This window comes from Vibrio sp. 1S139, from assembly GCF_041439475.1.
In the GTDB taxonomy this organism is placed as follows: Bacteria; Pseudomonadota; Gammaproteobacteria; order Enterobacterales; family Vibrionaceae; genus Vibrio; species Vibrio crassostreae_C.
Genome location: NZ_JBGOOD010000072.1, coordinates 1 through 21,167 on the forward strand (window position 1 = coordinate 1; position 21,167 = coordinate 21,167).

The following is a 21,167-nucleotide window of genomic DNA, read 5'->3' on the forward strand; positions in this document are numbered from 1 at the left end:
ACAGATTACACCGCAACTTACTTTCTCTTCCATACACCAGAAATCAGCATAGCTCCGATCGCACTAACTTTTTGCCAATTACCTTAACGACATCTGCATCAGTCATTGTTTTGAAACTCGAGGGCATTTGCTTAAGAAAAGTTGATAAATCGCCATTAAGAGCTTGCGCTATTTCATTACTGGGCTTATATCGTGGAAACTTTATAGATAAATCATTCCCCCAAATACAACAGCAACAATGCTTGAGCCAAAACTGCCAATGGAATTCTTCGTTGGGTTGCAGAACATCCCGCAGGAAGCCAGGATCGATATCAAGCTTGGTCACTTGCGGATAGGTTTGGGGTATGGTGCCGGAAAGTAGGTTAAATACTTCCTTTTCTCTCTGACCAACAGGCGTAGCGAGTACGATAGAAACATCCAAATCAGAGCGACCAACAATGGCCGTTCCTCCAGGCACGCTTCCATACAAGTAGATACCATCAACTTGACCTGGAAGCTCTCTTAGCAGCGAATCAACGACTGCTGACACCACTTCTTGAAATTCAGGCGCAATGTTCTTTGGCGAATAAAGATTTTGAATGAACCCTTCTCGATCGAGTCCTCTCGTTTGCTCTTGCACCTTGGGTTCCTATTTTAATCGTTATAATTAATCACACCGGATTCTGATAATGATTTGAGGAGTGCCAGTGGTTAAAGTAACATTAACTCTCGCTTAGTTTTATCGTCCAATTTTTCAATCGCGTAGCGAAAAGCAACTCTTGGTATTGCGGCATGCTTAGCGTTTAAATAACCAATAACCTGTTGAGGTTCCTTTTTACTGAGGACTTTAAGCATCCAACCATATCCTTTCTGCACGAGGTCATGTCCATCTTCTATCAATAGGTCTGCTACACAAAGCGGAGCCAACGCTGAGTATCGATTCTGATTGATCGGATAAATTAATATGACAGCAGCGGCTCTACGTACAGCAAAATTCGAATGTTCGCCCCATTTGGTTGTGAGTTCGAACAACTCATTGTATTGAGACAGTAACTCACCAAACGCATGAGTGCAGAAGTCATCACAATCATTCCAGTCAGTGACATACTCCATTAACCAATGCTCAAAGATTGGAAACGTTTCTTTCGAATATTGTTTTCTTACTCTAAATGCCCAGTCGTAAGCAATAACACCTAACGCCCAATCCCTTTCTTCAAGCAATTGAGTAAACAGGGACAAAACATTAGAGATATCTTTATTTTTGATGGTTTTAAAAACGAGCGCCGATATAGATCGAACCTGCCCTGTTTTAACACTAGCCTCTGGATAACCAACGTCTGAAAGATGAAGCTTTACCGTTTCAACGATATTCATTAATTGCAAAACCTTCATAGAACTAAAATTAATATCAAAGTGAGATACACAGTACTTAAACCATACGCATGGGATTTATAAAATATAAGTTACCTTAATCACAACATTCATTATTGAGCATTTAAATTACCACTAAAACAAGGACATTCCCTTTGGTAATAGTAACTTATAATGCATACTAGCGACCTTAAAAAGAGGTGCTAAATGAAAAAGAACGGTTTTACACTTATTGAGCTTGTTGTCGTTATTGTGATCCTTGGAATACTCGCCGTCACTGCCGCTCCAAGGTTCCTCAACGTAAGTACCGATTCTCATATTGCAGTCGTTAAAGGTACTGGTGCTTCTTTTAAAACAGGGGTCGATCTTGCCTATTCAAAAAATTTAACCTCAAACGGTGGTGGTGCTTCCACGAATGTCCCTATCTATGATGACTCCGCGACCGGCCAGCTTGACTTCAATGAATGGGGATACCCGGCCCAACAATGGCACTTACCCGAAGAGTCCCCAAGATTAGATAACGCTGAAGACTGCATTTCGGTATGGGGCGCACTGCTCCTCGATCCACCTAGTATTTCAAGTTTCAATTCACCAGAAGAAACCGACTACATTGCTGAATATATACAGACGGATCAGTGTATCTATCATTATCGAGTCGTACCGGGAATTTCCATTGACTACAACTCAATGAATGGTGACGTCACTGTAGACGATGAGCCAGATAACTAAGCGCTAAATGTTGGTCTTTCAGAGTACTTGGGAATTTACGGTTTCTCTCAATAAAAGTGCCACACATTAAGAATCAACAGCACACATTTAAGACTGGCTTATTTTGGCGTAAACGAGCGTGCTGTCCATATCTCCTGATGGCAAACGTCGATCATTGGCTAAGCGATCTTCAAGTTGATAGCCACATCGTTTGGCCACGGCCTGACTTTTAAGATTCGAGCCTGCCATCCTAATTTCGACTCTTTTCGCACCTTTTTGAGTGAATGCATATTCTTCGATAATTCGGACAGCTTCATTCACGTAACCCAAGCCCGTTTTTGATGTTTGCAACCAGTAACCGATTTCAAAGTAAGGGACAGTATCGTCTCTGATCATAAAGCCAATAGCCCCGATAAATACCCCTGTTTGCTTGTCAATAATATTGAACCAGAACTCGCCAGTAAAGTTGGCGAAATTATTGGTAGCATCTTGAATGTTAAGTTCTAGCTGCTCTTTAGTTAGAGAATCAGAAACCCAAGGTAAGAATGGGGAAAATTCGGCCTTGCACTCATTTATCACCTCAAACATCTCTTCGCAGTATTTTAATGATGGAGGGGTTAATTTGAGCCTTTCACTTTCCATCACTAAGCCTTTTTCCAATCAGAACGTAGAACCGCCAACACAACTGTATCCCACCATTGACCTTTGAAGAATCGATGATCTTTAAAACACGCTTCTTGTTTCATTCCCAGTGACTTACACAATTTGATGACTGCCAAGTTCTTGCTGATGGTTTCGGCGTAGATACGGTGTATGCCTAACTCTGAGAAACCAAAATCAGCGAGGGCTTCAGATGCTTCTATAGAAAGCCCTTTTCCCTGAGTTTCCCTCGATAAAGCACAGCCCATTGAAGCTTGTTTATCGCGTTCAAGACGTAAACAAACGGTTCCAATAAACTTCCCCGAATCTTTGCTTTCAACCGCTAGCTGATAGGACTGGCGTGGTACTTCCAAAGCCTGTGCAACAAACAACTGAGTTAGCTCTCGATATTTGTTAGGTTCGCAATCACTTTCATCATAGAAACGCTGATACTTTGCGTCTTGAGAGATCGCAACAAAGGCACACTCGTCTTCGATACTCATATCTCGAAGAATCAACCTGTCAGTTTCCAGCTTAAACATCAAAATTCCTTTTTATCTTATAGCCTTGAAGGGAAAAGTCTCGGAGGTGTTTACTCGTATACTTTCCCGTTATGCTTCAACCAACCATGAGTGTGATGATTACGAGGGTCTTTGTGCGTCCAGTGCATTGCGCCACCTTTCTTGTTCCACAATCAAATGTCATTTGGGCTGACTAAATAAGTCCCTATCTAGCGGTACTTGTATTGAGTCGGACAATAACCTCTCGAAACGTCCGAACTGCGTAGTTTTACATGCTTGGTCGAGCGCCCAGAAACACGTGAACACCACAGCTTAAAACTGCCAAGCTTGAGATGGCTACGCATAAAACGAATCACTTCCGATTCATTTAAACCAAATTGCTGTTCTATTGCTTCAAACGGCGTTCTGTCTTCCCACGCCATTTCAATAATTCTTGATTCATTCTCTTTGGATAACATCATACATACTCTTCCTTAATAAACTGGGAGAAATACGCTCGTTCCAAATTTAAAGATCACAGGACAAACACTTTGAATTGAACGCGTTATAACGTTCGATAAAACAACAGGCTACCAACTAGGCAATCATGGGGTTAAATAAGCTTGTGCGAACTCTCTAAGCACTCTCGCATTATTGTGGTATTTGCTATCCCCGCACTTTGTGCCATCTACTCTGATGTCCGGGCTGGAATATGCAGGTATAACATCTCGCTCATAAGACATCACTGTGCCTCTGTCAGCACAAATTGTACCGAAGGAATATTGAGGAGCTCTTGGATACGTTCCAGAAATGTAACTTTCTATACTATCAAAATCTTTCAATAACGTTTTATAGTCATGATTAGCACCACTTAAATGGCCAATTTCATGCTCCATTAAGTAATCAGGGCAGTTTATCGCTAAAGAAAAAAAGTAGGATACCGAAGAAGACATACCACAATAATCAGACTCAAAGCTAAAATTATAATTAGAAAATACTATCCCAGTAAAAATGGGGACGCCGTCTTCTGTTGTTTCTGGAATCGGTTCTTCCATCGAGAGTTTTAATAACCTCTCTGCTGCGCCCAAATCTTGAAACCAAAGGCTGTCGATTTCAGACGTATAAGTCACCTTAGTGACTTTTCTCGTCATAGGGACGCAGGAGTTTTTTAACACCAGATTCGAATAGCTTTCCCATGTCGCTATTTTAGAGGCTATAAATGCTTTGGAATATTCATCTAACACCGATTCATCAACATAAAGGTGGATTTCTGTATTCAAAACCTCGCTCTGTACACAAGTAGGAAACTCGATGCTTTGAGCATTGGAGAGTCGACTATTGCTCAACACTATAATCAAAACACAACCAACTAACTGGATGAGCCTTTTAAAAGAACTCTCACTGACTCGTGTATTCATTTCCACCCTCTCCCTATATTCAAAACCACAAAGAGCATCAAAAACGCCGTGACTTAAGATTCATATCAACCCCCATTACACATATAAGCATTGGCCTCTCAAAGTAACCTGCACTATCTGTGTTTTTCAGAAAACAAAAAGCTCGCCATGCAATGACGAGCTTTATTGATTATGGGTGCTTAACGGTTATAAGACCCAAGCCTTAACCGATCTAACCATTAAGACACCTGATCGCGCAAAGCCAATTCAACGTTTTTCAACACTTTGAACTCTTCTCGAGTACAACCGCGCGCCACGGAAACCCAGTGGTCGCCAGTTTCATCGGCTCCTTTAAACTCTGCACGCAACTCATATCTTCGCCATGTAACAAACGCCAAGATAAAGGTCAGTGCAAGCATCGGTAAACCGAACTGAGGAACAAATGCCCAAGTCGCAGCCGAGAGAACTAAAGCCAACGAAACAATATTGATTGCGTTTTCTTTAAGACCCAATTGGCGAATTTCTAACTGTTTGATTTTACGTAAGCTGTACACATCTTTCTTAACTCGGAGTTCGTTAGAGCTCACCAGAAAATCTGATGCTTTGTATGACCTACGAAGTCGCACTAAATTCGCTAACCTGTTGCGTGTTTGATTCTTTTTCATCGCCTTTCTCCATGTTATTAAAGGTTAGTAAAAACTAATATAATCATGAAGTTAATGAACGAGTGCTTATTTTATAAATCAAACTAATATTAAAATCAAGCTTATGCAATTAATAACACTTATAACAACACCATCTTGCATGTGAAATTTCAATATGAAGAAGGCTTATTAAGGAATCTACTCATCATAAATCTGTGTACTTTAGTTAAGTTAGATATAGGCCGATAATGGTTCCAATAACCGACCAAACAGACTAAACGGCGGGCATGGTTCACCTTGCTTTGTAACTACTTATTTCAAAGAGATTTTTGTAATGAATCTCACGCTCTAGGAATGCTGAACCACGGTCACATAACGCTCCACTTGTCATAGGTCGCATAACTCCCTTGCCCACTATCCATCCGGCTTTTAAATACCTGAATCACTCAATTGAACATATCAATATAGCTTATCGATTAAGCAATTGATCTCATAATGTAGAGTCTGTACGCTTACACTATGCACACGGTTACCTAATGAAGATCACGATGAACGAACTACTGACATGCGGTATGGAACAGAAACAACGAACAACGGTGACGAGTTTATTCGCAAGAAATGGATTTAAGATCGCAACGACTGACTTTGATGATGTGACTTTCGAACGAGAGAGTGTGTTGGTCAATGTTCGTTTTGATGCGTCTTCAAACGTTGAATCGATTTCAATTCTAAACAACTAACGAGCTCACAAGCAGGTCGCTAAAATAATTGAATGGCCAACATTCGAGTCATTTTAGCGTATCTTGCGACCTGCCCTTTTCTACTTCATCCCCATCCTCTCTCTTCCAAAAGCCACCGAGTGACAATTAAATCAATAACTCGCAATTCCATGATCTTGGCTTATATTTATTAATACCCTTTGAAAAAAAATTCGAAATGATGCCTATGTTCCTAACTCGGTTAATTTATGTCAGTACGCTCTGTGAAAGTTGCGATTCTCAGGCTTTGAACGACATTCTTCAGATTTCACACGACCGCAATAAGCAAAGCCATTTAACAGGCCTTCTAAGCCACAATGATAAGTATTTCCTGCAATGTATTGAAGGTTCGAGAACCGCAGTGAACCATACTTACAATCATATCTTGAATGACACGCGACACAAAAACGTCATGATTTTATATTTCAAAGAAATCGATTGTAGGCAGTTTGGTGATTGGTCTATGGGTGATATTCCACAATCTAGCCTAACTGAACTGGTTAATTTACAGTTTTCAACATCAGACCAGTTCAACCCGTATGAGATGTCAGGAGAAAGTGCCTACCGAATGCTTCTGGAATTGAAACAGAATTTGCCATCAGAATAGCTCTTCGACCCAACTTAATCCGTAGAGCAAGCAACAAAAAGCCCCAACGTATGGGGCTTTTTGCGTTTTATTGTAAAGGCAACTATTCGTTATTCTTCGGTGAACTCTAATCGCTCTCGCTGCTCACCGCTTCTTGTTCACTGCCAGCAAGAGCTTGCTGTTCGGCGGTAATATCAGATTCTTTGAACACAATGAACGCGCGGCGGTTTAATGCATCGGCTTTTTCAGAGCGTTCATTAATCGCAGGCTGCAACTTACCAAATGACTTCACTTCCCAGATGAACTGCTTAGGGTCGAGTTTGGTTTTGAGGTATTCAACCACCGTTTCTGCGCGGCGCTCTGCCAGCTTTTCATTGTAAGAAAGTGAACCCGCTTGGTCGGTGTGCCCTGCCACCATTATGCTACCTTGCAGGCCGCTCAACTTAGTTGTGAAGTCATCTAACTGAGTTAGGTCTTCTTGCTTGAGTACTGACTTATCGAAATCGAAGTGCGGCGTCATTGCCATATAAACTTTACGTTCTGGTTTTGGCGGCTCACAGAAAGGCATCTCTTCGTACTTCTGAGCTTCTTCAAACACGATAAATGCACGGCGGTTCTCCGCTCGGTCTTTATCTGTCTTACCAAACAGAAGAGGTTGAGTCTCACCAAGATGTTTCACTTCCCAGTCATATTGCGTTGGGTCTAGTTGCCCTTTCAAATAATCTGCGACCGATTTAGCACGGCGCTGTGAAAGGCGCTCATTATATTCGAGAGAACCCTTGAAATCAGTATGGCCGACAATCGTGATGCGCCCTTTTAAGCCTCTGATCTCTTTAACAAAGGTATCTAAGTTGATCTTGTCGAGGTCGCGTAATTGATATTTATCAAACGCAAAATGCTCTGCGATGGCGATGTGCACCTCACGCTCTGGCGCCAAACACTCGCTGATTAAAAACTTAGACACATCGATGCCAGCAAACTTGTCTCGGTTCTCCTGACTCACATAGGTGTCGGTTGCACAGCCGGAAAGCAGCAAAGTACTCATCACTGCGCTTATTAGGAAAATAATTGTTTTCATCTTACTCTTAACTGTCACTTTGAATTCTCAACTCTTAACTTTCAACCCACTTTGGGGAATGCTTAGATCTTACCGACTAAGTTAATAAACACGCCGGATGCGTCGTAGTCGTCATCATTGGTTAAGTCACTATCAAACGCAGAGAAGTTATAACCAATCCCCATTTTGAAGTTCTCGCCGATGTGCTTGTTCACCGAAACTAACGCACCGTGTTCTAGCTCATCGTTGAGTGTGTCTGTTTTCCAGTGGTATTCACCCGTCACATCCCACTCTTTCATCACACGGTAAGAAGCGCTTAATCCGTATAGGTCGATATCGCTTTTAACCAGCTCATTCGAACCAGATGCTCGTTCAAAAGCTTGCTGTTTGTCTTTATGGGCGTACTTAGTACCGACATCCCAGTGTTGGTCAATCGAATAGATCGCCTCAACTTCAATGATCTGACTGGTTTCGTCTTGATAATCCACATCGCGATCCAGTTGATCGAAATCTGCAATATACGTGTAGCGGCTCAGTAAGTTGAGTCGATCGTTGTAGATCGGACGATACGCGAGGCCGCCAGTGGCTTCGGTAAATTGCGCCATGGTTTCGCCCGTGGTTTCGCTTTCGGTGATGGAGTAGTTGTACTTACCAAATAGCGTGTACTCTTCCGTTAAGTGATGCGTGTAACGGTTGGTCGTCACGATTTGTTGCAGTTCTCGCTGAGCGATGTCAGGGTCGTCTTCACTCTTATCCACTCGATATTCAAATTTGTGGCTTAGGGTGATGTCATCTAGGTCAATTGAAGCATTGAAGCTGATGGACTCACGCTCTGTGGTGATGCTCTGGTCATCTTCAATTTCCCCAAGCTGATAACCGATCCCCATCTCGACATCTTCCGTCACATCGTAGCCAAAGCCGTACGAGTCGATACGGCCATGACCATCATTTTCATCAACAAACTGGTTCTCTTGGTAAAAATCGACACTGCTGGTGAGGTCTGCACGCTGACCAACAATCACGTTGTTTTGGCCTTCGTAGTTATCATCTACATAAGTTACGTAGGTTGAGTGGTCATCGGATACATCGTAAGTCACAGTCGCTTCTGCTATTTGGCCTCGGTCGCCATCGGTGTATTCGCCACCAAGAGACAAGTCTTCCAACACTTGGAATTCAGCGCCAATCGACGCGCTGTCGTTTTCATCATAGTCATCCGACTGATCGACGGTCTTTTGCCCTTTAACGTAAACGCTGTTCTCGCTGTCCCACATGTATTCCAAACGCACGCCCGCTAAGGTCGCATCGCTGTGCTCGTCGTTTTGGTTAAGCTCTTCAGTTTGTTGCCCTGCCGCCGAAACTTTGATGTGCTCGGTGATTTTGACTTGAGTCTCGATCTCAATCGTTTCAGTATCTGTTTCTAGATTACCATCGACATCGCGCTCTTCATTGGTCGAGAAGCGAGAGAGAACCGCCAAGCGATCGGTAGCTTGCAAACGAAGTTCAGCACCGTATGCCTCTTGCTCTAAATCATCGCTGCTGCTTGCGTAGCTGTATCCCGCGTCTTTGTCTCGATACCAAAGTTTCAGGTCATTACCAACAGCACCAAAAATGGTTGGAGCAAGATCATAAAGGCTGGTGACAGCTGTGATTTGGACACTGTCGCCCTCGCGGTCTTCCAATGTGTCGCCAATTGGCGTAAAGGTTAAGCCGCCATCAACAGAGACAAAATTCGACTCAGTTTGAGTACCTTCACTGTGTGCAAACTCAGCCTTAATGTAGGTACCTTCTGTTGCACGCAACGTTAAGTCCGTACCGTAAGACTCGTAGTCTTGGTTGTCCTTTTCTTGAGTTGCATACGTCACGCCAACACCAACGTAATCGTTGATCCAACCTTTAGCACGACCACCGTAAGACATCGCATCTAATGAATCTGAACCTTGTGGGACGTACTCATAGTCGACAACCAGAAAGTTTTCGTAGTCGTCTCCGTTTTCAATCACGCTGCCAAAGCTGTCGGATAGGATATTGTCGAGTGGCTTGGTCAAAATAATTCGACCTTGGTACGGGTCAAAGTCATAGTCGACGCCCGGCTCAAGTGGGATTTCATTCTGCACTAGGCCAGATTCATCTTTTACTTTGACGTAAACTTTGTCACTTCCCGGTACCGCTTCACCATGACGAAGGAAGTACAGAGAGCCGCCTGTACCCAAGAACTCATCGTGTGCATACAACGAATCTGCTTCTGCGGTAAAACCGACCATGTTCAGACGATCTTCACCGTATTGTGTAGTATCGCGAGTGCGATAATCAGCTTTGAAACCATAGAGGCTACGGTTGTAATCGTTGTTCTCAGTGCCTGTTAAACCCGTGTTGTAGTTACCCCACAAGTATTGAGACTTATCGTATTCCACATTGAGGTAAACCTTGCCCTTGGTGTTGACCACTTTTTCGATGTTTGAGCTGTCACCATAGTTACCGTAATAAAGCTCATCGTCGTCTTCGAGGATATCGAACACATCCGAATCGTCTGAGGCGAACGGATGTTTGAACATGTCTTTGATTTCACTTTCTCGCGTATCAAAGTGAGTTGTTACACGAAGTTTGTCGCCAAATTTACCCTGACCAAAGTACGCTAAACGACCTTGGTTATAGATGTCATTTTGATACTGGTCATCGACACTTAATGCATCGCTATTACCAGACACATTATTCTTACCAACATAAAGATCAGCCAAACCGGTTTGTGCGTAGTACGTATCTGGAATACGAACGTACAGCTTGTAACGACGTTCATCACCGTTATCAAACACAACCTTGGTAGGGAAAATGTAGGAGTCTGTTGGTAAGTACTGCTCTGCGTATAAGTTGCCATCTTCGACATCAAATTCATCTTCACCGATGATGACTTTATCAACGCCTTTCAAACCGGTGCCAATGAACTTGGCTAAGCCCGCATTGGTCGGGATGTTGTGACGCATCAGCTTTGCCTGTCCGTAACTTTTACCTTTGCTCTCTTCATCGTCGTTATCGTTTCGGTCGATATCGACTTCAGAGTCCGGCTTAACTAAGTCAGTCACACCAACGGTGGTCACATCCATGTTGCCATCTTTGTCCCACGCTTTTAGGCGGGACATCAGCTGCTCACCGACCTCAAACTGATAATCAACATCAGTTTGACCATCCCAATTGATGTCAGAGTCGTTCGCCAGTTTATCGCCTTCAAGCACAGCGATTGGCTCAGACAAACCAAAGTCACCCACTAGGTACACTTCCAACTGGTACTTTTTGATGTAGTAACCGTAGTTGGTGGTAATGGTGAAACCGACGCTGTCACGCAGTGTGCCTTGTTCGACTTCTAATTCATCGCTGACACTGACATCTAATACTGGGTCAAAGCGAGTGATGTCACGGCTTGCCCAAATAGCGCCTTGCTCTAAGTAAATACGCGAGCTGTCTTGGTCTTGGTTCGGCTTGGTGATTTCAATGCCAGTCGTCTCAGAACCGAGTTTTTCAAGCTTACCTGTGTCTTTCGCTACCGCCATCACAGGAATGGCCGTTAACACACACGTCGCTAAACGAGACTTACTAAATACTTTCATACAATTTCCAGTTACGGTTCCAATGGCTTACTTCTGTTCACTTTGTTGGTCTTTGCGATGAACGCTAAAGTTGAACTTGGTGAGCTTGTTCGGGGTAATTCGCAACACTTTTGGGTTTTCGCTCACCACTTCCATGGAGGTGGAGAGCGAATCAGTGTCCAACTTCACGAGGAAGTTCTTACCTTTCTTATTGAGTACCCATTGGTCGGGCACGTGGTAACGACCGTACTGGTCTGTGTAAATAACGATTCCCTCAACCGTCATCAACTTAACGCCCGGAATACCATCTTCGTAAATACCTTTGTTCTCGATAACGATTTCCCACAGGTAATCCTCACCATCGCGATACAGGTTTCTGGTTACGTTGAGGTTTTCCGCGCTCAGTCCCTTTTTCTTGTCCGATTCATGCTTAAACTGAATCTGACCTTGTGCGTCGAACTCGATACGAGAGCCCGCATCGGTTGTGACGTAGAAATCAAAGCTTTGCTGTGTGCGAGTTTTAAATTGAATCACCACTTTGCTGGTTTCTGGCAGTGTTCGATTTACTGAGTGTCCCCAAAGGTCACCAAGCTCCAAACCTTGTTCAAGTGCAGTGGTTATCGCACCATCTTGAATAGCAACGTCTTGACCATCACGAATGATGTGCGTCGAATCAGCGATGTAGCCTTGTGTTGCTAAGTTCGCAGTTAGCTCAACATCAAACGCGGTTGCATCAGCTTGGAATCCATCTTTGTTATGATCTTCAAAAACTTTACCGATGATCGATGAGGTATCGAACACCTTGTCCGGCTCAATGGTCACTTTGGCGGTGTCTTCATTAGAAACAGCCGAGCCATCAACCTTCGCTACTGCGGTGTTGATGTAATCACCAAAAGTGGCACCTACCGAGACACGCAATAAGTAACGAATACGCAGCTTCTCGCCCGGATCAAAGTTCAACGATGTGAACATTAACTTGCCCGTATCTGATGGATCTTGAGAGATAACCTGATCGTCTTCCGTACCGAACTCACCATCAATGCCGCTTAGCACAACTTCTGATGTATCCACGATGTATTTCAGACCACCTGGGTAACGGTCTTCCACAGTCACGTTCTTAAAGTAAGATTCATTGTTGTTCTCAACGATGATCTCGTACTCAACCGCATCACCCACTTGCGCGGTATCTTGCAACGCAGACTTGGTCAGCTCCAACTCTCCAGAATTATCAGGAATCTTCTTGATATGAGTAGTTACACTGTCGCTGGTTTCGGTACCGTCAGATTCGGTCGCCGTAAAGGTATTGGTAATGTCGTCATCCAAGCCCTTACCTAGCGTACCCACGACCTCAAACGCGTAAGCATTTCGTTTGTTGGATTTCAGGTTAACGGTAGTGTCTAAGTCTTTATTCGACGGGAAAGAATGACGCTGAATAACCGCGCCTGAGTCGTCGACTTCCACACCTTCAATTGTCCAATCGATAAAGACTTTATTACCTGTGCTGTTTTGTAGTCCACTGATCTCATCGGTTAGACGAACATTAGCCGCGTTACCTTGACCGTTGTTGGTCACGGCTAAGTAATAAGTGACACTGTCGTCATCTTCGGTGTATTCAGGCTTATCAGAACGTTTTTCAACAACCAGATCAGCACCCACTGGCGGCAAATCCAAAGCAGATACTTGATCTGCCACTGCCTGCATCGAGGTTTCAGAGGCCAACATGCCTTTAGAACGAGCGCGCATCGCTGGGCTACCAGTTAAGTCGAGGTAGTATCCAAGCACATCGATATTAGTCAGCATGTCTTCGTTGACCGTCAATGTGAACGTGTAATCAATCTTGCCGCCCGGCGATATGTCGACCAAGGTGAACAGGTCTTTGTCGTCATCAAAGGTGCCAGGTTGAGTTTCAGCCCCTTCTGATGTTGCCGTTAGTGTCCATTCATCAAACGCATTACTAAAATTACCATCAATATGATCACCCATGGATTCAGAGAACTGGGTGTAAAGCGCGACATCTTTGGCTATACCTCGGCCTATGTTTTGCACCACTAAGTGATACTCAACCTGCTCTCCCGGCACGTAATACGGGGCATCGGTAAACAGCTCAGCTTGAACCACAGCCACAACTGTTTGAACTGGAGGACTGATAACATCGCCGCCATCTACTTGCGCAGTATTAATGATGTGTCCGGTCGCGGTATCGACTACGGTGCCTTTTGAGCGGAACACAACTGTGCCGTGCGGTGCAATATCCACACTGTACTCAATCGGGCTAATTTGCTCCGTCGTCGTTCCTACCGTGGTTGACTCAACAACCAAAGAAGTGGTTCCAGCAACAAAAGCAGGCCCAGTGGTACCATCGTAATAGCCCACCTCTATCGTGCTCATGTCATCGACAACACTTAAATCGCTGATGTAGTTGTTAGAGGTGTTTTCAATGGTAATCAAGAATTCCAGCTCACCACCCGGCTCATACTCGGTTTGTACGTTAGTTTTCGTCGCAACAAACTCAGAGTCTTTCGGTGTCATGACTACCGTTGAGTCTTGTGGTGTTCCGTTATAAGTGATGGTTGCCGTGTTACTGATATCGCCAATCGCCGTCGTACGAATCAACGCCTTAACATGGAATGTCACGGTACTTTGTGGCGCCACATCCATACTCACATCGATATCTTCACTCAAGTCGAACGTCTTGGGAGTGACAACAGAGCGATCATCCGAGGCGTCAAAGCTCACTTCCCATAGTAGGAATGCCGACTCTTGTTTATCCGCGGTCGTGTCGACTTAAATGTCACTGATGATGTCTTGAAGTTGAACACCAGATGCAAACGCATCAGAACTGTTGGTTACGGTGATGTCGTAGTTAATCAGCTTGGTTACTTCATACGATGGCGTATCAACCGTCTTCTTGACCGAAACCGTCGCCAACACTGGTGTACTGGTAGCACTGTCATCAAATGTTGTGCCGTCAAAGGTCGCTGATGCGATGTTAGTAATATCGCCTGTCGCCAACGGATTAGTCGCAACTTGAATAGTGAAAACAATACTGTCTTGAGGCGCAATATCGAGCGTCTCATGAAGGTCTTCACCACGGGTTGCATCCGGTACTGGGGTTTCACCGGTTGTCGATACCGCCGATATTTGGATTGAAGCAGGGTCAAAAGCTTGTTCAGTCGTACCACCTGCAATCGTGGTTTCAACCGACTTCAGCGCATCTTCAATAGCAACATCTTCAGCCCAACCTAAGCCGTTATTCTTAACAGTCACGGTGTACTGAAGTGTTTCTCCCGGAAGGTACTCTGCTTTATCGACATCTTTAGTGATCTCAACTTGCGCATCTTCTGGAATGTAGGTCGCGTCTGCAGAGTGCTCACCGTCGTCGCTATCAACTTTAACGACGTTAGTGATCTCGCCTTTGGCCTTATCATTAACAGTGTTGGTCACGACAAATGAATAACTGTCACCCGGGTGAATGCTGTAAGTCGCACTATAACCCTGTGCGTTATTAACCACATCTTTGCGAGCGTTCAGGGCTGGATCGCCACTGCCATCAAGCTGTTCGTCGCTAATGATCCAATTACCTGTCAACGCTTGCTCTTGATCTGGGCTGTTAGCCACCTCTGTCATGATGGTATCGATGCGATCCGTCAGGACTTGATCGACAAGGTAACCTTCACCTGTGTTAGCCACGGTGATCTTGTATGAGATAGGTTGACCCGGTTGATACTTAGCATCAGGTTCTGCAATTGGCGTCGTTTCTTTGGTTAGAACCAATTGACCCGACTTCGGAGTGATAAAGCCTTCTCGTAAGCGAGCGATCTTCGAATCGTCCAAACCATGTCGTAGATAAGCCGTATTGGTAAAGCGCCCAATCGCATCATCACGAACCTTGCCTTGAACGTGAATACGGACAGCTGTGTACTTATCACCACCACCCGTCCCGGCATCGTCTCGCCCAGCAATCTTGATCGATTCAACAGGTAAATCGATGTCTGGACTGTTTTGACCAACTAGCTTATCAAGCTCAGAGAAGTCATTAGCGTCAGGGTCTGACGGCGCCGAGTTATAAAGCACATCGTAATCAACCGTCCATTCTGTCAGTGCCGTTTTCATTGAGCCATCGACAGTCTCGACTTCAAAGCCGCTGATGATGTCTCGAATAGAAAACAGGCCAGAATCCACATCGTCATTGGTGATGTCGATGTAGTAATTCACTGTTCCTCCCGGCACGTACTCAGGCGTATCCGTCCATTTATCAATTAGGATATTCGAGCGACCCGGATCAAGTACGATGTCGTTGGTGTTATCACCGTTCACTTGCGCCGTGTTGGTAATAGTGCCTGTCGCTGACGTAGAAACTCTGCCTTTCACGTCAAATACAATGTGCTCACCTGGGCGAAGGTCGACAGTTGCATTCAATGGTACACTGCCGTTGTAGTTACCTCGTACGTCATAAGAACCAACAGGTTCCACAGCAATCGCGGTGGTCCATTCAGAGAACGCATCATCACCATCTTCGGTTTTGATGGTATGAATAGCATCGATAACACTCACGTCATTCGCGATGCTATCACCCGTATTCTCTAGCGTAACTTGATACTCAACATCCCCGCGAGGTGCGTAGGTACAGCTACTGCCATCGTTTGAAGGAACTGAACAACCAGCCGATTCACCATCGGTGTAAACCAAGGTTTTGAAATAGTCGAGCTCAGCTTCTTGAGGTGGGATAGTTTCTGACGTCGCAGACTCATTTTCTGCCGTCACTCGGTTGGCTTCGATAGTTCCCAAAGCGTCATCACGGATAACACCCGTTAAGTTAAACGTCAGTATTTCACCTGCGGCAATATCGGTTTCAATATTCAGGTTATTGTTTGGGTTATAGCTAGGAACATAGGTATCGACGTTGGCATCAATACCATTACTGATTTCGTGAATGATATCGCCCGAAACAAAGGCAGACTCCATTGTTCCGCCAATAACCTCAACTTGGATATCCTTTACCGTGTCTTTGATTTGAATATCATTCGCCCAACCGTTTTCAGTGTTAGTGACCACAAATTCATACTCAACTTCGTCACCCGGCAGATAGGTATCCCCATCATTGAACGGGTTGCCGTTAATCGACACCACGCGTTTTTCAACACTGATATTATTTCCTAGTGGCATTAGAGTCGCAGTACGAACCTTACCGTCATAATTCGCTTTGTTTTGAATATCGCCCAACGCATCCTCACGAATCTCAGCATGGATGGTGAACGTTAGGCTTTCTTGAGGCGCGATAACAATGTCGTTATCAATATTGACGTTATTACCAGAAACGAAGTCAACCGCGTCTGTAATCGAACCTACCGCTGCCGTTTTTTCTAGCTGCACTTCCCAACCAGATAAAAATGGCTGGCCGACAGGGTCAGTGCCAGACGTCGAGGCATCTTCTGCAATGCGAGTCTGAATTGCAGAAATAGTATCTTCAAGGCGAGAACCATACTCAATACCATTACCCGTGTTCTTAATTTGAACTCGGTAGTAAACCTCACTTTCACCAGCGACTTGAGAATACTCAGTCTTTGCCGAGGAGAGGCCTGCGTCATAAAATGCTTTCTTAGAGAACGAAATTTCAGGCTCAGCCATCTTTGCAGGTGGAGATACGGCAATTAGTTCATTTCCGTCATCTTCATCGATGTACGCTCGGTTAGTGAAAGAACCTACTGCTTTCGGACTGATTTTGGCCTTGATGACGTAACGCACAAACGATGACAATACTACACCGCCAAAGTTGTCTGCCGATATATCAAAGTGCGTATCAATCGGTTGATTGTCTTTAATCGAGTTATCTACATCAGGATCTGAAATCCCCGATCCATCAGCGAAAGTTTCAATCGTCCAACTATCAAACGCCGAACCGCGAGTTCCATCGTAGTATTGAGTCGTTATCTGGTCGATATCATCACGTAAACTGATGTCATCAACGTGCGCCGATGCGATGTTCTCAATTAGGATTTCATACTCGATGTAGCCGCCAGGCATGTAATTGGTAGCACCAACCAACTCATTACCATCCGTGTCGTAGTAAGCCAGAATGTTTTTTTCGTAATCAATTTGGCGACCAGTTTGCGAAATATTATGAGATATCGTGTCGCCATCAACGGTTAAAACGTTAACAACATCGCCATTGGCTTTGTCATTGATGGTCGCGACAACTTGGTACTCAAGCTTAGCGCCCATCGGAATATCGGCTTCAACATTTAGGTTACTGTTGGTTGATGTGTAAACATTGCCAGCACCTGCGCCCGCATCCACATACTCAGAATCAGTTCCAGTTGCGATCGATGTGATGGTCCAATCTGAATACGCTGGTCCTGTATTACCATCCACTAAGCTGACCGTAATATCTTCGAGGTTATCGACGATTGGAATATCGTGAGCGTTACCTTTGCCGTCATTCTCAATCACTAAGTGATAGGTCACGGTTTGAGCGGGCTCGTACACCGCTTCATCAGTCGTTTTATCAAAATCTAAATGGTAGCCATCGGGAATCACGACGGTATCTCGATAATGAATATCACCGACCGCATCCGGTCTTACGGTACCTGTTACTGTGTAAGTCACGTCTTCGCCAGCATCGATATCAATCGAGGTTACGATGTCAGTGTCGTTCGCAACATCACCGTCTTTGGTACCATCTGTTGTACCCGCGTTCGCAGGATCGCTCTTAGCAACCGCCACCGTAAACTTGTTTGAACCTACCGAATCATCGAAAAATGGATTACCTGAATTGCCATCTTGTAGCTCCACTGATATGTCATTAATCAGTTCGTTAACGTCTACGTTGTTTCGATAACCATGTCCATCTTGAGAGTTGTACCTAATGGTATAAGTCAACTCATCTCCCGGAGAGTAGCGGTTAATGTTAGTAGTGCGAACAACGCCGCCGTTATTATGTACCTGATGGTTTTCAGCCACGGCACGTTTGGCATACTCACAATCGTCAGTACAACCGGCATTATCATCATGAATCAGCACGGCTTCGTTGCGGATTATGCCGCCGTCTCTGTCCGCTACACCGTTAGATACCGCATTGTCTTTGACATGCGCCTTAATACGCACCGTGACAAAGTCTTTGGCCGGAATTGAAACTGGGAACTCCACATCTTCAGTCGTTTGAGGGCCGAAACCAGAGCCAGTATCAACAGACCAATAGTCAAACGGGTTTTGATTAAGAACATCTTCTACTTCACCATCTTTATCATTCGCTAGCGTAGTAGTGATCTCACTCAGGCGATCCATGAAGATAAGATCGGTCTCATCAGTGTCGCTGTTATTGCCAATAACGATGGTGTAGGTGAGATCTTCACCCGGCGTGTAGCGGACAACATCGGTCGTTTTGGCTAATGAAACATTGATGTCATAGGTACTGTGTGAGTTATCTATTTGAGCGGAAGAGCTGTGGTCACGGTCTGTAATAGGATCGTAAACATCAACACGGTTCGATACTTGTTCTTCTTCATAGTCAGACTTAACAATGCCGCTCACCTCATAGTGAACCCACCCTCCGGGAGTGATATCAACGTCGGTATCGATGTCAGTGTCGTTAGCAATGTCACCGTAACGAGAACCCGGTTTATCTGTGTTGGTCGAACCTACAATTGTCCAACTATTAAAGAAGTTAAGCGCTGAAATACTATCTTGTACCGTTGCGTCATTTGCATAGCCAACACCGCGGTTATAGATATAAATATCGAACGTAGCGCGCTCACCTACAACAAAGTCGGTATTTTGAGCGGTCTTAGCGACTACAAGATTCGGCTCGCTAGGATAGGTACGTACCGTATCCGATAGATTAGTATCTGGTCCCGTCACTGTTGCGGTATTGGTGAATGCTCCCCAAAGAATCTCACTGTCGACACTGCGATCGAGTGTCCCAACAATGGTATAAGTAATCGTCGCACCTGGCGGGATCTGAGCGGTGGCATCCAGATCATTGTTATCCGAGAACGATCCAGGGTCAGTCACGGCTTTCACCCACGGGGAGTCTGCCTCTCTTTCTGCACTGATCGTCCACGAAGAGAACACGGGCTTGGTTTCACCCGGCTCGTGAAGTAACTCTGCTTCTATGGTACTGATTTCATCTTTAACATTGATGTTAGAGGCGAAACCGTTCCCTGCTGGGTTGGTAATGCTGATCGTATAAGTGACAGTATTGGTGGTGTCGGTATACGCGTTTTGTTCGTCATGACCATCAACACGCTTATCCAATACTAAGTAGTAATCTCGTGGGTATGAGCCTCTATCGGAATAAAGTACGCTGTCAACCGTCACTTCATTACGGATTTCATCATCGGCAATGGGGTTTACGATCGCGGCAATGCTATAAACGATCTTATCGTGTGGAGCTAGCTTTGCCTTCACATCTAAGATCTTTTGATTCTTCTGATTACCTTCTATGTCATCAGTAAAGCCGGGATCACTGTTTGTCGAAATTGAGCCGTCAGAGGCATAAGATTTCGCAGTAATAATCCAGCTCAAATACGCTTTAGTCGGTGTATCATTAATAGACTGAGTCATGACAGAGACTAAATCATCATAAACCGGTATATCAATCGCATAGCCGTCACCGTTATTCTCTACCGTGATGTCGTAGTTCAGGGTACCGCCAGCTGAGTAGTAACGAGAATCCACTTCCTTTTGGACCTTTAATTTCGAGTTTGGCATTTGGACGCCAGAACCCGACTCGCCTAAGTTATCCCCTAAGCACAAGCCGGCATCGGTACCATCATCAACAATCTGCCCCACACTGGTGTCTGCCACTTTTGCGGTCAGCTTATAATGAACGAAGCCCTCAGGTGCGAGGTCGACTTTCAAATTGATGTCGTTTGTTGTCCAAGTATTGTAATTAAATGAACCATAATTCGATCCTTCACCACTTCTATCAGCGACTTCAAGCTTCCACTCGGAAAATGCTGAAGCATTAGAGCCATCCGTTTGCTCTGTCACGATACAAGCAAATTTATCGACAACTTCGATATCGTTGGCGAAGAACTCTGTGTCCTTGTTAGAAATAACAATGTCATAGACCACTTCGTTATCACCGACTATCCCCGGAACATAAGTCGTATCTGTGGTGTTCTTATTACGTGTAATTTGACTTGATGACGTCGTCAGAACGTCTTTCGAATCGAGAATATTGGCCAAAGCATCGCCAGAATCTGCGTGGCCATCAGCATCAACCACTCGGGCTGCAACTTGGGGAATTTGACCAATAGACACAGGGCTAACGTCCACCACAACGGAATAAACAATCTGCTCACCGGGATAGATAGACACTTTGTCTTCTAGTGACTTGTTGGACTCCTTTCCAGATGCATTGAGTTCAGAAAGGCTATTAGAACCGATCGAGGTCACTTCATTGGTCCAAAAATCGTAAGGGTTACCAACCGTGTCAGTTGCGTTCTTTTCGTTGCTGACATCGTTGCCTAGATCGGTTTCAAGATCCGCAAGAAACTGCTGAACCGAATAATGGTACGCGATACCAGTGTTTGCTTGGTTAGCAACCGTGACCGTATAGGAAAACTCATCGTCGACTAGGTAGTTATCCGATTGGTTCAAGGTATGTGTCAGGGTGATACTAGGCTCAGTGGGTGGAGTGATAACCTCATCAACTGTGACCAAGTCATCGCGTGTTTCAGCGATTATACCGTCATTAACGATGTCGCCGACTAAATTGTCGGCAACGGTCGCTTTAATTTCGTAAGTCACAGAACCGCCTATATCAATCGACGCGCCACTTACTGATAAGTCCCCTGATTCGGCGAAGGTGCCTGGATCGCTTTTGCTGCCTTCAACCTTGCTAACTGAGTTAACGTTATCAGTAAAAGCTTGTTGCAAAGCCCCTTCAATATTGAGTAATGCCGATCGTTTAAGAAGACTTGAACGATCCTGCAGTTAGCAGATAA

11 protein-coding genes and 3 pseudogenes are annotated in these 21,167 nt (G+C 44.7%); 3 read left to right on the top strand and 11 right to left on the bottom strand.

What is annotated here, in order from left to right; translation table 11 throughout:
- Positions 1-55: 55 nt before the first annotated feature.
- Positions 56-619, bottom strand: a pseudogene (locus ACED46_RS18620) (nucleotidyltransferase domain-containing protein); the annotation flags it as partial.
- A gap of 71 nt (positions 620-690) precedes the next feature.
- The gene (locus tag ACED46_RS18625) at positions 691-1,353 is read right to left on the bottom strand and encodes a DNA alkylation repair protein (protein ID WP_371722136.1); all 663 of its coding nucleotides are present in this window, start codon (positions 1,351-1,353) and stop codon (positions 691-693) included.
- Positions 1,354-1,557: 204 nt separating this feature from the next.
- On the opposite strand from ACED46_RS18625, the gene ACED46_RS18630 reads away from it, so the two are divergent.
- Complete coding sequence (locus ACED46_RS18630; protein WP_017065388.1) at positions 1,558-2,079, top strand: type II secretion system protein; 522 nt, start codon at positions 1,558-1,560, stop codon at positions 2,077-2,079.
- Between the two features lie 87 nt (positions 2,080-2,166).
- Here ACED46_RS18630 and ACED46_RS18635 read toward each other — a convergent pair whose 3' ends face one another.
- From ACED46_RS18635 to ACED46_RS18660, 6 genes and pseudogenes are all read right to left on the bottom strand, one after another.
- Positions 2,167-2,700, bottom strand: a complete 534-nt coding sequence (locus ACED46_RS18635) for a GNAT family N-acetyltransferase (protein ID WP_108194418.1) — start codon at positions 2,698-2,700, stop codon at positions 2,167-2,169.
- Positions 2,701-2,702: 2 nt separating this feature from the next.
- The gene (locus tag ACED46_RS18640) at positions 2,703-3,239 is read right to left on the bottom strand and encodes a GNAT family N-acetyltransferase (protein ID WP_371722137.1); all 537 of its coding nucleotides are present in this window, start codon (positions 3,237-3,239) and stop codon (positions 2,703-2,705) included.
- Between the two features lie 50 nt (positions 3,240-3,289).
- Positions 3,290-3,388 (bottom strand): annotated as a pseudogene (locus ACED46_RS18645) (DUF3465 domain-containing protein); the annotation flags it as partial.
- Between the two features lie 39 nt (positions 3,389-3,427).
- A complete protein-coding gene (locus tag ACED46_RS18650) occupies positions 3,428-3,679 on the bottom strand; it encodes a TIGR03643 family protein (RefSeq protein ID WP_371722138.1) in 252 nt (83 codons plus the stop codon).
- A gap of 123 nt (positions 3,680-3,802) precedes the next feature.
- Positions 3,803-4,615 (bottom strand): hypothetical protein, encoded by an 813-nt coding sequence (locus ACED46_RS18655; RefSeq protein ID WP_017065382.1) that lies wholly within the window; start codon positions 4,613-4,615, stop codon positions 3,803-3,805.
- 218 nt (positions 4,616-4,833) lie between these two features.
- Positions 4,834-5,259 (bottom strand): hypothetical protein, encoded by a 426-nt coding sequence (locus tag ACED46_RS18660; RefSeq protein WP_004734639.1) that lies wholly within the window; start codon positions 5,257-5,259, stop codon positions 4,834-4,836.
- Between the two features lie 527 nt (positions 5,260-5,786).
- Here ACED46_RS18660 and ACED46_RS18665 point away from each other — a divergent pair.
- Together ACED46_RS18665 and ACED46_RS18670 are read left to right on the top strand one after the other, a co-directional pair.
- The gene (locus ACED46_RS18665; RefSeq protein WP_371722139.1) at positions 5,787-5,978 is read left to right on the top strand and encodes a hypothetical protein; all 192 of its coding nucleotides are present in this window, start codon (positions 5,787-5,789) and stop codon (positions 5,976-5,978) included.
- 205 nt (positions 5,979-6,183) lie between these two features.
- Positions 6,184-6,603: a BLUF domain-containing protein gene (locus ACED46_RS18670; RefSeq protein WP_017067227.1), complete on the top strand. Its 420-nt coding sequence runs from the start codon at positions 6,184-6,186 to the stop codon at positions 6,601-6,603.
- Positions 6,604-6,709: 106 nt separating this feature from the next.
- Here the strand turns inward: ACED46_RS18670 and ACED46_RS18675 are convergent, their stop codons facing one another.
- The 3 genes and pseudogenes from ACED46_RS18675 to ACED46_RS18685 all read right to left on the bottom strand — a co-directional run.
- Positions 6,710-7,660, bottom strand: a complete 951-nt coding sequence (locus tag ACED46_RS18675; RefSeq protein ID WP_371722140.1) for an OmpA family protein — start codon at positions 7,658-7,660, stop codon at positions 6,710-6,712.
- A 62-nt stretch (positions 7,661-7,722) separates the two neighbouring features.
- Positions 7,723-11,238: a hypothetical protein gene (locus ACED46_RS18680; RefSeq protein WP_371722141.1), complete on the bottom strand. Its 3,516-nt coding sequence runs from the start codon at positions 11,236-11,238 to the stop codon at positions 7,723-7,725.
- Between the two features lie 27 nt (positions 11,239-11,265).
- Positions 11,266-21,117, bottom strand: a pseudogene (locus ACED46_RS18685) (hypothetical protein); the annotation flags it as partial.
- Positions 21,118-21,167 lie beyond the last annotated feature (50 nt).

Excerpts from the sequence above, each read along its gene's own strand:
- ACED46_RS18625 (WP_371722136.1), bottom strand. The coding sequence starts at position 1,353 with ATGAATATCGTTGAAACGGTAAAGCTTCATCTTTCAGACGTTGGTTAT.
- ACED46_RS18630 (WP_017065388.1), top strand. The coding sequence starts at position 1,558 with ATGAAAAAGAACGGTTTTACACTTATTGAGCTTGTTGTCGTTATTGTG.
- ACED46_RS18635 (WP_108194418.1), bottom strand. The coding sequence starts at position 2,700 with ATGGAAAGTGAAAGGCTCAAATTAACCCCTCCATCATTAAAATACTGC.
- ACED46_RS18640 (WP_371722137.1), bottom strand. The coding sequence starts at position 3,239 with ATGTTTAAGCTGGAAACTGACAGGTTGATTCTTCGAGATATGAGTATC.
- ACED46_RS18650 (WP_371722138.1), bottom strand. The coding sequence starts at position 3,679 with ATGATGTTATCCAAAGAGAATGAATCAAGAATTATTGAAATGGCGTGG.
- ACED46_RS18655 (WP_017065382.1), bottom strand. The coding sequence starts at position 4,615 with ATGAATACACGAGTCAGTGAGAGTTCTTTTAAAAGGCTCATCCAGTTA.
- ACED46_RS18660 (WP_004734639.1), bottom strand. The coding sequence starts at position 5,259 with ATGAAAAAGAATCAAACACGCAACAGGTTAGCGAATTTAGTGCGACTT.
- ACED46_RS18665 (WP_371722139.1), top strand. The coding sequence starts at position 5,787 with ATGAACGAACTACTGACATGCGGTATGGAACAGAAACAACGAACAACG.
- ACED46_RS18670 (WP_017067227.1), top strand. The coding sequence starts at position 6,184 with ATGTTCCTAACTCGGTTAATTTATGTCAGTACGCTCTGTGAAAGTTGC.
- ACED46_RS18675 (WP_371722140.1), bottom strand. The coding sequence starts at position 7,660 with ATGAAAACAATTATTTTCCTAATAAGCGCAGTGATGAGTACTTTGCTG.
- ACED46_RS18680 (WP_371722141.1), bottom strand. The coding sequence starts at position 11,238 with ATGAAAGTATTTAGTAAGTCTCGTTTAGCGACGTGTGTGTTAACGGCC.